Source organism: Streptomyces sp. NPDC090108 (genome assembly GCF_044747185.1).
Classification (GTDB): domain Bacteria; phylum Actinomycetota; class Actinomycetes; order Streptomycetales; family Streptomycetaceae; genus Streptomyces.
In genome coordinates this window covers 583,415-597,246 of the sequence record NZ_JBIVDQ010000005.1, presented here as the reverse complement: position 1 = coordinate 597,246, position 13,832 = coordinate 583,415, and the positions used below count along the sequence as shown (strand labels likewise).

Sequence of the window (13,832 nt, the reverse complement as noted above, 5' to 3'; positions counted from 1 at the left end):
GCTCGCGGACAGCCGCCGTCGCCGTGCTCGCGGACGGTCCGTCAGGCCGGGAGTTCGGCGCGGCGCAGGGCCGGGAAGCACAGGAAGACGAGTCCGCCGAGCCCGCAGACGGCCGCGCTGACGGCGTACACCGGGCCGAGTCCCCAGGCCCCGATCGCGGCGGCGGCGAACGGCATGCTCAGCGGGGCGAAGCCGAGGCTGACCAGGCCGGCGACGGAGCTGACCCGGCCCAGGTAGGCGGGGTCGCCCTGGGTCTGGAGCAGGGCGCCGCACATGGCGCCGCTGAGTCCGGTGGCCAGCCCGATAAGCAGGGCGGTGCCGACGGCGGCGGGGAGACTGCCGGCCTGGCCGAGGAAGCCGACGGCGACGGCGCCGGTGGTGCAGGCGCACCCGGCCACGAGTCCGGCGCGCGGCAGTCTGCCCCGCACGGTCAGCAGCAGCGAGACCGCGCCCGCTCCCACGCCGAACCCGGCGAGCACCCAGCCCATTCCGGTGGCTCCCCAGCCGCGGTGGTCGGCGAGCAGGGTCAGGCCGACGTTGAGGGGTCCGACGAAACCGAGGTCGCCGAGGGCTATGGCCAGCATCAGCGGGGCGAGGACGCGGTGGCCTCGGATGTAGGAGAGCCCGGCCTTCAGATCCCGCCAGGCCCCCGCGGCGAGACGCTCCCCTGCGGGAGCGGAGGGCGCAGTGGGCGCGGCGGGAGTGGCGGGAGTGGCGGGAGCCTCGGAGGCCGAGGGAGCGGGGGAAGCCGCGGGACCGGCAGGAGCGGCCGCCACGGCGTCGGCGGAAGCGGCGGAGACGGCCGCCACGACGTCGGCGGAAGCGGCGAGGTCCGCCGCCACGGCCTCGGCGGCTCCGGCGGCCCCCGCCGGGACGGCCGGGCCGACCCCGCCGGACAGCCCCTCCAGGGCCTCCGCGGAGCCCGCCCCGGAGACCTGCCCGGAAGCCTCCTCGCCGGGCAGGTCCCGCATCGGTACCGAGATCAGCAGCGGCAGCGACACCGCGATGAGCAGTCCGGCCAGGCCGAACGCGGCCGCCGCGCCGCCCGCCGCCACGCCGAGCCCGCCGAGCGGGGCGCCGACCACACTGGCGAAGCGGATGGAGAGGCCCCGCATGCCCTGGACCCGGGCGAGCTGGTCCGGGCCGGTGATCCGGGCGGGCAGCGCGCCCACCGCGGGCATGAACACGGCGTCGACGGTGCCGAAGAGCAGCGCCAGCAGCGCGAGCGGCCACAGCCCGGGACGGGTGAGGAGGAGCAGGGCGGCCACCGCGAGCACCGCCGCGCAGCGCACGGCGTCGCTGGCTATGACGACCCGGCGCGGACCGAACCGGTCGGCGATCACGCCTCCGCCGAGCATCAGCACGGCCCTCGGCAGCGCGCTGACCGACAGCACGAGCCCGGCCTGCGCGGGGGTGCCCGCCTGGACGGCGGCCCAGGACAGGGCGAGGTAGTAGACGTTGTCGCCGAGCATCGAGGACGTGTAGGCGCCCAGCCAGCGCAGGACACGGGGGTCACGGTGGGCGTGCCGCTGCGCGACGGATGCGGCGGTGACGGTGGTCAAGTCAGCAGTCCTTCTCAGACACGGGACGGGAAGCCGTACACGTGCGGCGCGACGTGCGCGCGTCCTCGGGCGGGAGCCGGCGGCCGGGGCACGCCGGCTCGCCGCGTCGTACCTCCCCGCCGGCGCGGGCCGGTTCCTCACATGGCCGGCAGGTCCGGCCGCACCGGGAGCTCCCCGGCCGGTACGGCGGAACGCCGCCGGGCGCGGCGCACCACGCCCGGCGGCGTCACATACGGTGCGGTGCACGCACGGCGCGGCGCACCGCACCCGGCGATGCCACCGCGCCGGACGGCGTCAGCGCACCGGGTGGCCCGCTTCCCGCAGGGTCCGCTTCACGTCGCCGATGCGCAGGTCGCCGAAGTGGAAGACGGAGGCGGCCAGGACCGCGTCCGCTCCGGCGGCGACGGCCGGCGGGAAGTCGGTCAGCCGGCCCGCGCCGCCGGAGGCGATCACGGGGACGGACACGTGCGCCCGGACGGCGGCGATCATCTCCAGGTCGTAGCCGTCCTTGGTGCCGTCGGCGTCCATGGAGTTCAGCAGGATCTCCCCGGCGCCCAGTTCGGCGGCCCGGTGCGCCCACTCGACGGCGTCGATGCCGGTGCCCCTGCGGCCGCCGTGCGTCGTCACCTCGAACGAGCCCGAGTCCGTACGACGCGCGTCCACCGACAGCACCAGCACCTGGCGGCCGAAGCGCTCGGCGATCTCCTGGATCAGCTCGGGACGGGCGATGGCCGCGGTGTTGACCCCGACCTTGTCGGCGCCGGCGCGCAGCAGCTTGTCCACGTCCCCGGCGGTGCGGACGCCGCCGCCGACCGTGAGCGGGATGAACACCTGCTCGGCGGTGCGGCGCACCACGTCGTAGGTGGTCTCCCGGTCGCCCGAGGAGGCGGTGATGTCCAGGAACGTCAGCTCGTCGGCGCCCTCGGCGTCGTACACCTTGGCCATCTCGACGGGGTCGCCCGCGTCGCGCAGGTTCTGGAAGTTGACGCCCTTGACGACCCGGCCGTTGTCCACGTCCAGGCAGGGGATGACTCGTACGGCCAGGGTCATGCGGGTGCTCCTCGGAACGCCTCGACCTCGATCTCGACGACCAGACCGGGGTCCACGAAACCGGAGACGATGATCATCGTTGCGGCGGGCCGGACGCTGTCGAACAGCTCCTTGTGGGCGCGCCCGACCTCCTCCACGTCCCGTGCGTGGGTGATGTACATGCGGGTCCGCACGACGTCGTCGCGGCCGAGGCCCAACTGCTGGAGCGCGTCCAGCGCGACGTTGAAGGCGTTCACCGCCTGCTCGTACGGGCCGCCCCCGGCGATCTGCCCGTCCACGACGGACGTGCAGCCCGAGACCAGCACCAGGCCGCCGGGCAGTTCCACCGCGCGGGAGTAGCCGAACTGCTCCTCCCAGGGCGCGCCCGTGCTCACGCGTCGTACGTCGCTCACCGGGCCACAGCCTCCAGCGCCTCTTCCAGCGTGAACGCCTCGGCGTAGAGGGCCTTGCCGACGATGGAGCCCTCGACACCGAGGGGGACCAGTTCGGCGATGGCGCGCAGGTCGTCCAGCGAGGACACGCCGCCGGAGGCCACGACCGGGCGGTCGGTGGCGGCGCAGACGCCGCGCAGCAGCTCCAGGTTGGGGCCCTGGAGGGTGCCGTCCTTGGCGATGTCGGTGACGACGTAGCGAGCGCAGCCCTCCTTGTTCAGGCGCTCCAGCGTCTCGTAGAGGTCGCCGCCGTCGCGGGTCCAGCCGCGGCCGCGCAGGGTGGTGCCGCGCACGTCGAGGCCGACGGCGATCTTGTCGCCGTGCTCGGCGATGACCTTGGCGACCCACTCCGGGGTCTCCAGCGCGGCGGTGCCGAGGTTGACGCGGGTGCAGCCGGTGGCGAGGGCGGCGGCGAGGGTGTCGTCGTCGCGGATGCCGCCGGACAGCTCCACCTTGATGTCCATCGCCCCGGTGACCTCGGCGATCAGGTCCCGGTTGTCACCGGTGCCGAACGCGGCGTCCAGGTCGACCAGGTGCAGCCACTCGGCGCCGGCGCGCTGCCAGGCGAGGGCGGCCTCCAGCGGGGAGCCGTAGGACGTCTCGGTGCCGGACTCGCCGTGCACGAGGCGGACGGCCTGGCCGTCGCGGACGTCGACGGCGGGGAGCAGTTCGAGCTTGGCCATGGTCTACAGGGTTCCGATCCAGTTGGTGAGGAGCTGGGCGCCGGCGTCGCCGGACTTCTCGGGGTGGAACTGGGTGGCCGACAGGGCGCCGTTCTCCACCGCGGCCACGAAGGGCTTCCCGTACGTCGACCAGGTGACCTTCGGCGGCACCATGGCCGCGTTGAGCTGCTCGAAGGCCCAGTCCTGGACGGCGTAGGAGTGCACGAAGTAGAAGCGGTCGTCCGGGGCGAGGCCGGCGAACAGTTCCGAGTCGGCGGGCGCGTCCACGGTGTTCCAGCCCATGTGGGGGACGACGGGGGCGTCGAGCGGGCCGACCGTGCCGGGCCACTCGTCCAGGCCCTCGGTCTCCACGCCGTGCTCGATGCCGCGCTCGAACAGGATCTGCATGCCGACGCAGATGCCCATCACGGGCCGGCCGCCGGCCAGCCGGCGGTCCACGATCCAGTCGCCGCGGGCCGCGCGCAGGCCCTCCATGCAGGCCGCGAACGCGCCGACGCCGGGCACCAGCAGGCCGTCGGCGTTCATCGCCGCCTCGAAGTCACGGGTGATCTCGACGTCCGCGCCGACGCGGGCGAGGGCGCGCTCGGCGGAACGGACGTTGCCGAAGCCGTAGTCGAAGACGACGACCTTCTTCGCGCCGCTCAACTCCACACCCCCAGCCGCATGACGCCCGCGACCAGGCACATGCCGGCGCCGATCGAGAGCAGGACGACGAGGCTCCTCGGCATGCCCTGCTTGACGAAGGAGATGATGCCGCCGACCAGGAAGAGGCCGACGACGATGAGAACGGTGGACAGACCGGTCATGGGTTACAGCGCGCCCTTCGTGGAGGGGAGGATTCCGGCCGCGCGCGGGTCGCGCTCGCTGGCGTAGCGCAGCGCCCGGGCGAGCGCCTTGAACTGGCACTCCACGATGTGGTGGGCGTTGCGCCCGTAGGGCACGTGGACGTGCAGCGCGATCTGCGCCTGGGCGACGAAGGACTCCAGGATGTGCCGGGTCATCGTGGTGTCGTACTCGCCGATCATCGGCGCCATCTTCTCGGGCTCGGTGTGCACGAGGTAGGGGCGGCCGGAGAGGTCGACGGTGACCTGGGCGAGGGACTCGTCCAGCGGGACGGTGCAGTTGCCGAAGCGGTAGATGCCCACCTTGTCGCCGAGCGCCTGCTTGAAGGCGGCGCCGAGCGCGAGGGCGGTGTCCTCGATGGTGTGGTGGGAGTCGATGTGCAGGTCGCCGTCGGTCTTCACGGTGAGGTCGAACAGACCGTGCCGGCCGAGCTGGTCGAGCATGTGGTCGTAGAAGCCGACGCCGGTGGCGATGTCGGTCTTCCCCGTGCCGTCGAGGTCGATCTCGACCAGGACGGAGGTCTCCTTGGTGGTGCGCTCCACGCGCCCGACGCGGCTCATGCGTCCAGCTCCTTCTTCAGTGCCCGTACCGCGTCCAGGAACGCGTCGTTCTCTTCGGGGGTCCCGGCGGACACCCGCAGCCAGCCGGGCACGCCGTTGTCCCGGACGAGGACGCCTCGGTCGAGGATCCTCCGCCAGGCCCCATGGGTGTCGTCGAACCGCCCGAACTGCACGAAGTTCGCGTCGGACTCGACGACGTCGTAGCCGGCCGCGCGCAGTTCGGCGACCAGCCGGTCCCGCTCCGCCTTGAGCTGCTCGACGTACTTCAGCAGCGTGCCGGTGTGCTCCAGCGCGGCCAGGGCGGTCGCCTGGGTGATCGCGGAGAGGTGGTACGGCAGCCGTACGAGCTGTACGGCGTCCACGACCGCCGGGTGCGCGGCGAGGTAGCCGAGCCTGAGGCCGGCCGCGCCGAACGCCTTGGACATCGTCCGCGAGACCACCAGGTGCGGGCGGCCTTCGAGGAGCGGCAGCAGCGAGTCGCCGTGGCTGAACTCGACGTACGCCTCGTCCACGACGACCATCGACGGCTTCGCCGCCTGGGCGGCGTCGTACAGCGCGCGGACCGTCTCGGGCGGGACCGCGTTGCCGGTGGGGTTGTTGGGGGTGGTGATGAAGACGACGTCGGGCCGGTGCTCGGCGATGGCGCGCTCGGCCGCGGCGAGGTCGATGTCGAAGTCCTGGTCGCGCGGCCCGGAGATCCAGCCGGTCCCGGTGCCGCGCGCGATGAGCGCGTGCATCGAGTACGACGGCTCGAAGCCGATGGCGGTGCGGCCGGGTCCGCCGAAGGTCTGCAGCAGCTGCTGGATGACCTCGTTGGAGCCGTTGGCCGCCCAGACGTTCTCGATGCCGAGCGGGTACTTGCCCGTCTTCGTCAGGTACGCGGCCAGCTCGGTGCGCAGCTGGACCGCGTCCCGGTCGGGGTAGCGGTTCAGGTCGCGGGCGGCCTCGCGCACCCGCTCCGCGATCCGCTCGACGAGCGGCTCGGGCAGCGGGTAGGGGTTCTCGTTGGTGTTCAGCCGTACGGGGACGTCCAGCTGGGGCGCGCCGTACGGGGACTTGCCGCGCAGCTCGTCGCGGATGGGGAGCTCGTCCCAGGGGGACGGGGAGGAGTTGCCGCTCACTTGCTCGTCGGTACCTTCCAGCCGAACCTCGCCTTGACCGCCGCGCCGTGCGCGGGCAGGTCCTCCGCCTCCGCCAGCGTCACCACGTGGTGCGCGACGTCGGCCAGCGCCTCCCGGGTGTAGTCGACGATGTGGATGCCCCGCAGGAAGGACTGCACGGACAGGCCCGAGGAGTGGCACGCGCAGCCGCCGGTGGGCAGCACGTGATTGGATCCGGCCGCGTAGTCGCCCAGCGAGACGGGCGCCCAGGGGCCGATGAAGACCGCGCCCGCGTTCTTCACGCGGTCGGCCACGGCGGCGGCGTCGGCGGTCTGGATCTCCAGGTGCTCGGCGCCGTAGGCGTCGACGACCCTGAGGCCCTCGTCGATACCGTCCACGAGGACGATCGCGGACTGCCGGCCGGCCAGCGCCGGGCGGATGCGGTCCTCGATGTGCTTGGTGGCCGCGATCTGCGGCTCCAGCTCCTTCTCCACCGCGTCGGCCAGTTCCGCCGAGTCGGTGACGAGGACGGCCGCCGCGAGCGGGTCGTGCTCGGCCTGGCTGATGAGGTCGGCGGCGATGTGCACCGGGTCGGCGGTGTCGTCGGCGAGGACCGCGATCTCGGTCGGGCCGGCCTCGGCGTCGATGCCGATCTTGCCGGTGAAGTAGCGCTTGGCCGCGGCCACCCAGATGTTGCCGGGGCCGGTGACCATGTTCGCGGGCGGGCAGGACTCGGTGCCGTGGGCGAACATCGCGACGGCGGTGGCGCCGCCGGCGGCGTAGACCTCGTCCACGCCGAGCAGCGCGCACGCGGCGAGGATCGTGGGGTGCGGCAGTCCGCCGAACTCGGCCTGCGCCGGGGAGGCGAGGGCGATCGACTCGACACCGGCCTCCTGCGCGGGCACCACGTTCATGATCACGGAGGACGGGTAGACGGAGCGGCCGCCGGGGGCGTAGAGCCCGACCCGCTCGACCGGCACCCACTTCTCGGTAACCGTGCCGCCGGGCACGACCTGGGTGGTGTGCGTCGTACGGCGCTGGGCGCGGTGGACCAGGCGGGCCCGGCGGATGGACTCCTCCAGGGCCGCGCGGACGGCCGGGTCCAGCGTCTCGAGGGCGTCGGTGAGCGCCCGGGCCGGGACACGGACGGATTCCAGCCGTACTCCGTCGAACTTCTCGGCGAAGTCGATCAGCGCCGCGTCGCCACGATGATGCACGGCCTCGCAGATCGGACGCACCTTCTCGAGGGCGGCCGAGACGTCGAAGTCGGCTCGGGGCAGCAGGTCGCGCAGGGCGGGGCCCTCGGGGAGGGTGTCGCCGCGCAGATCGATTCGGGAGATCACAGTCCCAATTCTCTCAGACCGGCCGCGGGACCCGTCCGCACGTATCAGTGGCTGATACAGAACGTGGGACAACGGACGGCACAGAGGGTGGCCGGAACCCGGAAGATCGCGTTCACGTCTTGTGTTGCGGAAGTCACTCAGCGGGCATGACCGGCTGTACCGGGGCGGTGACCGGCGAGTAGCCGGGTCACGAGCGCGCCGAGCGGCCCAAGGGCCCGGAAGAGCGAGAGACACGCGAGAGACGAGAGAGAAGGACTGCGGTGACCGAGGGGACCGGCATCCACGCCGGGGACCTGCCGGACGACCTGACCGCGGCCGAGGCGGGCATGTGGCAGGCCTTCCGCAACGGCAGCGTGTACGACCTGAGCAGCGGGGACCGGGTCGTGGACGATCCGCACGGCGGGCACCCGTGGGGGCCCGGGCGCAGTGTCCGGGCCCGTATCGTCTGCTGGCTGCTGCTGGACGGGCCGCCGGCGCTCGCCGGCCGGGTGCCCGCGCTGAAGCTGGCCGGCGTCCGCGTCACCGGCGTCCTGGACCTGGCGGGCGGCACCGTCACGCCGTACGCGGAGCTGCGCGGCTGCCGCTTCGACGCGCAGGTCCTGGTGCCGGAGGCCCGCTTCACGACCCTGCGCCTGGTGGACTGCGCGGTGCCGCGCCTGGAGGCGGCCCGGGTGCACACCGAGGGCGATCTGCATCTGCCGCGCTGCCGTTTCCAGAACGGGGTGCGGCTGACCGACGCGCACATCGGCACGGACCTGCTGCTCAACCAGGCGGTCGTGTACCGCGACCGCAGCGGCCGCTCCATCGCCGCGGACGGCCTGACCGTCGGGCAGGACCTCCAGGCGGAACTGCTGGAGTCGCACGGGGAACTGAGCCTGCGCAGCGCCAAGGTCGGGGTCTCGCTGAGCCTGCGCGGCGCGCGGCTGGCCAACCCCTACGCGCGCCTCGCGCTGAACGCCCCGCAGCTGACGGTGGGGCGGACGCTGTACCTGACCCCGGCCGCCGTGGGCAGTCCGCAGCTGAGCGGGACCACGCCCGCGCGCGGGACGCGGATCCGGCGGTTCGAGTGCCGGGGCGGGATGCGGCTGGACGACGGGCGGTTCGGGGACGCCGTGGACCTGGAGCGGGCCCGGTTCGCCCTCTCGGACGACCAGGAGCTGTCGCTGCGCCGGATCCAGACCCCGGAGCTGCGCTTCCTCGGGGACAGGCCGCAGCGCGGCAAGGTGGTGCTGTCGGGCGCCCGGATCGTCAACCTGGTGGACCACGCGGGCAGCTGGCCGGAGCCCGGGAACCTGCACATGGGCGGCTTCGCGTACGAGAGCCTGGTGCCGCAGGGCCCGTTCCCGCTGACCCGGCGCCTGGACTGGGTCGCGGCGGCCACCGCCGAGTACCACCCGGAGCCGTACGAGCGGCTGGCCGCGGTGCTGCGGGCGGCCGGGGAGGACGAGGACGCCCGCGAGGTGCTGCTCGCCAAGCAGCGCCGGCGCCGCGAGACCCTGCCGCTGGCCGCCAAGCTCTGGGGGTACGCCCAGGACTGGACGGTCGCGTACGGCTACCGGCCGGGCCGGGCCGCGGTGTGGATGGCGGTGCTGTGGGCGGCGGGCACGCTGGCGTTCGCGCACGCCGCGCATCCTCCGGTGAACGCGAGCGGCCATCCGGCCTGGAGCCCGGCCCTGTTCACGCTGGACCTCCTGCTGCCGGTGATCGACCTCGGCCAGGTGGGCCAGTGGCAGCTGCGCGGAGGGTGGCAGTGGCTCGCGGCGGTGCTGATCCTGCTCGGCTGGATCCTCGCCACGACGGTGGCGGCGGGAGCGACCCGGCTGCTGCGGCGCGGGTGAGCCGCGTCGGCGGCGGACGGGCACGGCACGGGTGGGGCGCCGGGGGCCCGAGGGGCGGTCGCGCCCGCCGGGCCCCCGAGGGGCGATACCGCCCGCCGGGGGCCCGAGGGGCGGTACCGGCCGCGGGGGGCCAGAGGGGCGGTGCAGCGGGGTCTCCGCGGGGCCGGCGGCGGGGGTGTGGCCCGTGATGCCGGGGTTGCCGTGTCCGGCCGCCGATGCCCGAGTGGCGACAGCTGCCCGACAATGATTGAACAATCAAGCTTTACGCTGTCTTGACCACCCGCCGTACAACTTTCCACAACTTGGCCGGACCCTCTGGCGCAGCCCCGACCTGCGGACTTTCAATGGTCGACACCATGGCATTGCTGTCCGCGCTTCTCCGCACCGCCCGGATGACACGACGCGCCTCGCTCCCCGACGCACCCCCGCCGGCCGACGACGAGGCCGTCCTCGACGCGCCCGACGACCGGCTGGCCCCGGCACTGGTCGCGGCGGCCCGCGGTGAGTACACCGCCGCCCGCGATCTGCTCGACGCCACCCGCGCGGCCGCCGAGTGGGAGGACCGCGACCGGTACGTGACCGGCCTCGCCGCCTTCGCCCGGTCGCGCCCCGGGTGGCTGGACGCGTGGCGGGCCGCGGCCCCGGAGGACCAGGGCGCGCTGCTCGTGGCGGCCCAGCTGGCCGTGGACCGCGCCTGGCCCTCGCCGGCCAGGTCCGAGCTGCTGCGCGAGGCCAGCCCGCTGATCACGGCGGCCGCCCGCGCCGACGACCGGGACCCGGTGCCGTGGCGGATAGCCCTGGACCACGCGCGCGGCTCCAGCGCGGGCCACCGGTACTTCGAGGAACTGTGGGAGGCGGCCGTCCGCCGCGCCCCCCATCACCACGGCTGCCATGTCGCCGCCCTGCGCTACCTGGCGACCTTCTGGCACGGCTCGCACCACGAGTGCTTCGACTTCGCCGAGCTGGCCGCGCAGGACGCCGCGCCGGAATCGCTGGTCCAGGGCCTGCCGGTCCGGGCGGCCTTCGGCTACCTGGCGGACGTCTGCGGGCCCGACGTGCCGCGCGAGCGCCTGGACGCGGCGGCGGACCGGGCCGTGGCGCTCTCCGGCCGGCTCCCGGCGGCCGACCCCCGGGCCGCCGAGTTCCGCAACCAGCTGCTCTACGTCCTGCTGCGCCTGGAGCGCTGGGAGGACGCCCGCGCCCAGCTGCCCCTGATCGGCCCGTACGCCACGTCCTCGCCCTGGAGCCGGATGTCCGAGGACGCGCTCGGCCTCTTCCTGGGGCTGCGCGAGAGCCTGCGCGGACAGGCCCCGAAAGCCGCCGTGGCGCGGCTGCTGCCGGCCCCGCCACGGCCGGGCGGCGATCTCCGCGGGCGCGGCACCGCCCCCGACCATTAGGCTGGGGCGCCGTGACCACCGTCCGTCTGCCTCTCTTCCCGCTGAACTCGGCGCTGTTCCCGGGCCTCGTGCTGCCGCTGAACATCTTCGAGGAGCGCTATCGCGCCATGATGCGCGAGCTTCTGAAGACCCCCGAGGACGAACCGCGCCGCTTCGCCGTCGTGGCGATCCGTGACGGCCACGAGGTGGCGCCGAGCGCCCCGGGCATGCCGGACCCGACGGCGCGGCCCGAACACGGCCCGTCCGCCGGTTTCGGTCCCGACCCGCGCAAGGCCCTCCACGGGGTGGGCTGCGTGGCCGACGCGGCGAGCATCCGCGAGCGGGACAACGGCACCTTCGAGGTGCTGGCGACCGGGACGACGCGGGTGCGGCTGGTCTCGGTGGACGCCTCGGGGCCGTTCCTCGTGGCGGAGCTGGAGGAGCTGACGGAGGAGCCCGGCGACGAGGCGGGCGCGCTGGCGGAGGGCGTCCTGCGGTCCTTCCGCCAGTACCAGAAGCGGCTGGCGGGGGCGCGCGAGCGGTCCCTGTCCACCGGCGCGGACCTGCCGGACGACCCCAGCGTGGTCTCCTACCTGGTCGCGGCCGCCATGGTCCTGGACACCCCGACCAAGCAGCGGCTGCTGCAGGCCCCGGACACCGCCTCCCGGCTGCGGGACGAGCTGAAGCTCCTCCGCTCGGAGACGTCCATCATCCGCAGCCTGCCGTCGCTGCCCGCGTTCGAGCTGACGCGGACCCCGACCAGTCTCAACTGAGGAACCGAGGCAGACACCTTCCGATGGCGAAGAAGTCCGGCAAGAAGCAGCAGGCGGGCGGTACGCCCGCGACGGTCGCCCTCACGGCGGCCGGCATGGACCACACGGTCCACGCCTACGAGCACGACCCGGCCCACCCGTCGTACGGCGAGGAGGCGGCCGAGGCGATGGGCGTCTCCCCCGACCGCGTCTTCAAGACCCTCGTGGCCGACGTCGACGGCGCGCTGACGGTGGCGGTGGTCCCGGTCTCGGGCAGCCTCGACCTCAAGGCGCTCGCCACCGCCGTGGGCGGCAAGCGTGCCGCCATGGCCGACCCGGTGCTCGCCGAGCGCACCACGGGCTACGTCCGGGGCGGCATCTCCCCGCTCGGCCAGCGCAAGCGGCTGCGCACCGTGCTCGACGACTCGGCGGCCGCCCACACCACGATCTGCGTCTCCGCGGGACGCCGTGGCCTGGAGGTCGAGCTCTCCCCGGGAGACCTCGCGAAGCTGACGGACGCGGTCCTGGCGCCGATCGGGCGGGGCTGAGAACCCCCTTCCAGGCCCAGGTCGGGCACAGCCTCCCAGGTCCAGGTCGGGCACAGCTGAGAGACCCCGTCCCCACCGGTCGGGCACGGCTGAGGCACCCCGTCCCCGGCCCCGGTCGGGCGGAGGGCCACGGAAAGGCCCCCGGTCAGGCCTGCGGTGCCCCGAACCCGTCGCCGGGCAGCTGCTCGTGCGGGTACGGCGGCTCGGGGTCGCGGGGCCCGAACAGCGCCGTGAGACCGAGGTGCACCACCAGCGCGGCCAGCGGCCACGCCAGCAGCGCGCCCTTCGCGCCCAGCTTCAGCGGCGCCGCGAAGGTGACCCCCTTGCCCACCGCCCTGGCGTGAGCGATCACGTCGGAGGTGGGTCCGAGCCACACCCCGAGCCGCCACGCCAGCAGGGAACCGAGCAGGCCGCCGACGCCGAGGGCGACGACCAGCGGCACGCCGCCGCGCCTGCGCCACAGGAAGACGGGCACCGCGGTGAGCAGGCCGAAGCCGAGACCCAGCAGAGTGAACGTTCCGTCGACACCCGCCGACTGCTCGCCCTCGGAGTCCTTGAGGTAGACCACCCAGCTCCGGTCGACCTCGTCCCCCACCAGCGGCACGTGCGGCGCCAGCCACCACCACAGCACCCCGAGCAGCAGCCCGAGCACCGTCAGACCCAGCGTGACCACGACGGCTTCCCGCACCTCGGTCCTCATCCCGGGGCCGTCCTGTTCCTGGCCGTCCGCGGTCTCCCCGGCGGGCGGAACCCGCCGGACCTGGTGCGCGGAGTCGTCGTGCGGCGGCGGGGGCGGCGTCAGCGGTGCGGTCACCCTGACATCGTGCCAGGTCGCGCCGCGCGCCGCGTCACCGGACGGCGGCCCTGCGGTACGCCCGGGCCGCGGCGGCCAGCGAGACCACCCCGACGCCGGCGCAGACCCCCAGGTCACCGAGGACGGCGGCCCAGTCCGGGTGCGCCGCGAAGGTGCGCGCGTACGCCTCCACGCCGTAGGTGGAGGGCAGCAGATCCCGGGCCAGCCGGATGATCCCCGGCATCCGGTCGGCCGGCAGCACGCCCAGCAGCAGCGCCGCCGACATGCCCAGCTGCCCGAGGAGCGTGGCCAGTTCGGGCCGGGGCGCGAGCAGTCCGAAGGCGGCGCCGAGCCCGGACAGCGCGGCCCCGGCGAGCGGGATCACGGCGAGCAGGACCCACAGGTTGGCCAGCGGCAGGCCGAACAGCACACAGCCGAAGACGGCGGTCACCAGCGTCCCGGGCACGGTGAAGGAGGCGTACGCCGCGGCCGCGCCCAGCACCACCGCCGCCGGGGGCACCGGCAGGGTGGCGTAGTGGTCGAGGCCGCCGCTGGCCCGCAGCTGCCCGAAGTACTGGGAGAGCAGGTTCAGCGCGACGTACGCGACCACCAGCACCGACGATCCGGCCACCACGGACCGGGCCTCGCCGCCGCTGTCGACGACGCCCCGCATCATCACGGTGATGCCGACGGACTGGAAGGTCGCCACGAAGAGCAGCGGGATGCGCGCCACCCGGGCCCGGGACAGCTGCGCCCGGTAGACGGCCGCCAGGGACGGCCACAGCCGCGCGGGCGGCCCGAGTTCGGCCGCGGCCAGGGCCTGTCCCGGCACGGTCCGGCCGGCGTCCGCCGCGGCCTGCGCGGGTACGACACTCACGACGAGCTGCTCCTCTTGCCGACGGCGGCCGGGCCGCCGTTCCTCGGGGACCACGGGGTCCGGACGCGCGGGGAAC

General features: G+C 74.3%; 15 protein-coding genes. 4 read left to right on the top strand and 11 right to left on the bottom strand.

All coding sequences use genetic code 11. The features are described 5' to 3' along the window. Positions 1–41: 41 nt before the first annotated feature. From ACIPRD_RS20890 to hisD, 9 genes are all read right to left on the bottom strand, one after another. Positions 42–1,562, bottom strand: coding sequence for an MFS transporter (locus ACIPRD_RS20890; RefSeq protein ID WP_401564921.1), 1,521 nt, complete (start codon positions 1,560–1,562; stop codon positions 42–44). 294 nt (positions 1,563–1,856) lie between these two features. Continuing rightward, positions 1,857–2,612, bottom strand: a complete 756-nt coding sequence (hisF, locus tag ACIPRD_RS20885) for an imidazole glycerol phosphate synthase subunit HisF (protein ID WP_356398611.1) — start codon at positions 2,610–2,612, stop codon at positions 1,857–1,859. Continuing rightward, complete coding sequence (locus tag ACIPRD_RS20880; protein ID WP_401564918.1) at positions 2,609–3,004, bottom strand: RidA family protein; 396 nt, start codon at positions 3,002–3,004, stop codon at positions 2,609–2,611. Before ACIPRD_RS20880 ends, hisF begins: the two co-directional genes overlap by 4 nt. Further along, positions 3,001–3,726: a bifunctional 1-(5-phosphoribosyl)-5-((5-phosphoribosylamino)methylideneamino)imidazole-4-carboxamide isomerase/phosphoribosylanthranilate isomerase PriA gene (gene priA / locus ACIPRD_RS20875; protein ID WP_356398607.1), complete on the bottom strand. Its 726-nt coding sequence runs from the start codon at positions 3,724–3,726 to the stop codon at positions 3,001–3,003. The genes ACIPRD_RS20880 and priA overlap by 4 nt, the downstream gene beginning before the upstream one ends. Before the next feature lie 3 nt (positions 3,727–3,729). Continuing rightward, positions 3,730–4,377, bottom strand: coding sequence for an imidazole glycerol phosphate synthase subunit HisH (gene hisH, locus ACIPRD_RS20870; RefSeq protein WP_356398606.1), 648 nt, complete (start codon positions 4,375–4,377; stop codon positions 3,730–3,732). Further along, positions 4,368–4,532, bottom strand: a complete 165-nt coding sequence (locus tag ACIPRD_RS20865; RefSeq protein WP_356398604.1) for a hypothetical protein — start codon at positions 4,530–4,532, stop codon at positions 4,368–4,370. The genes hisH and ACIPRD_RS20865 overlap by 10 nt, the downstream gene beginning before the upstream one ends. Positions 4,533–4,535: 3 nt before the next feature. Continuing rightward, positions 4,536–5,129, bottom strand: a complete 594-nt coding sequence (gene hisB / locus ACIPRD_RS20860; RefSeq protein ID WP_019328035.1) for an imidazoleglycerol-phosphate dehydratase HisB — start codon at positions 5,127–5,129, stop codon at positions 4,536–4,538. After that, the gene (locus ACIPRD_RS20855) at positions 5,126–6,250 is read right to left on the bottom strand and encodes a histidinol-phosphate transaminase (RefSeq protein WP_401564915.1); all 1,125 of its coding nucleotides are present in this window, start codon (positions 6,248–6,250) and stop codon (positions 5,126–5,128) included. Before ACIPRD_RS20855 ends, hisB begins: the two co-directional genes overlap by 4 nt. Beyond that, complete coding sequence (hisD, locus tag ACIPRD_RS20850; protein ID WP_401564912.1) at positions 6,247–7,572, bottom strand: histidinol dehydrogenase; 1,326 nt, start codon at positions 7,570–7,572, stop codon at positions 6,247–6,249. The genes ACIPRD_RS20855 and hisD overlap by 4 nt, the downstream gene beginning before the upstream one ends. A 260-nt stretch (positions 7,573–7,832) precedes the next feature. On the opposite strand from hisD, the gene ACIPRD_RS20845 reads away from it, so the two are divergent. From ACIPRD_RS20845 to ybaK, 4 genes are all read left to right on the top strand, one after another. Beyond that, a complete protein-coding gene (locus tag ACIPRD_RS20845; protein ID WP_356398598.1) occupies positions 7,833–9,410 on the top strand; it encodes an oxidoreductase in 1,578 nt (525 codons plus the stop codon). 344 nt (positions 9,411–9,754) lie between these two features. Then, entirely contained in the window at positions 9,755–10,807 is a 1,053-nt protein-coding gene (locus ACIPRD_RS20840) for a hypothetical protein (protein WP_401564909.1), read from the top strand. An 11-nt stretch (positions 10,808–10,818) separates the two neighbouring features. Further along, entirely contained in the window at positions 10,819–11,559 is a 741-nt protein-coding gene (locus ACIPRD_RS20835; protein WP_401564906.1) for an LON peptidase substrate-binding domain-containing protein, read from the top strand. Positions 11,560–11,582: 23 nt separating this feature from the next. Then, positions 11,583–12,086, top strand: a complete 504-nt coding sequence (gene ybaK, locus ACIPRD_RS20830; RefSeq protein ID WP_401564904.1) for a Cys-tRNA(Pro) deacylase — start codon at positions 11,583–11,585, stop codon at positions 12,084–12,086. Positions 12,087–12,231: 145 nt separating this feature from the next. Here the strand turns inward: ybaK and ACIPRD_RS20825 are convergent, their stop codons facing one another. Both ACIPRD_RS20825 and ACIPRD_RS20820 read right to left on the bottom strand, forming a co-directional pair. Further along, complete coding sequence (locus tag ACIPRD_RS20825; protein ID WP_356398590.1) at positions 12,232–12,900, bottom strand: AAA family ATPase; 669 nt, start codon at positions 12,898–12,900, stop codon at positions 12,232–12,234. 34 nt (positions 12,901–12,934) lie between these two features. Next, positions 12,935–13,756, bottom strand: a complete 822-nt coding sequence (locus ACIPRD_RS20820; protein WP_401564901.1) for an ABC transporter permease — start codon at positions 13,754–13,756, stop codon at positions 12,935–12,937. Positions 13,757–13,832 lie beyond the last annotated feature (76 nt).